Source organism: Oleiphilus sp. HI0080, from assembly GCF_001635135.1.
This window is the reverse complement of sequence record NZ_LWFU01000046.1, coordinates 1-390: the sequence shown is the minus strand read 5'-3', so window position 1 is coordinate 390 and position 390 is coordinate 1. Positions and strand designations below refer to the sequence as shown.

Annotated in this window: 1 pseudogene; it reads right to left on the bottom strand. The window is 45.6% G+C overall.

Annotated elements, in window-relative coordinates:
* Positions 1 to 390, bottom strand: a pseudogene (gene glmU, locus A3751_RS00685) (bifunctional UDP-N-acetylglucosamine diphosphorylase/glucosamine-1-phosphate N-acetyltransferase GlmU); the annotation flags it as partial.

Genomic DNA, 390 nt, shown 5'->3' with positions numbered 1-390 from the left:
TTTCAGCATCACCGATATAGCTCAGGTGATTCACTTTGGATCCACTACCGATGTTCGCCTTTTTGGTTTCAACAAAATTTCCGATTTTCGCATTCTCTGCAAGAGCAGTACCTGGTCTTAGCCGTGCAAAAGGTCCAATATTACAATGCCCGTCAACTTGGCTCTCTTCGATAACGCTGTGCGAGTTAACAGTCGTATTTTCGCCGATAGAACTATTGGTAATAATGCAATTTGGCCCAATGTAAACTCCATCAGCCAAGGTGACACGCCCAATAAAAACGCAATTTAAGTCGATTGTCACATCCTTGCCACACACGAGCTCGCCACGAATGTCGATACGATTCGGATCAAATAGACTCACCCCGTCGCGCAGTAAACGCTCACCGTACT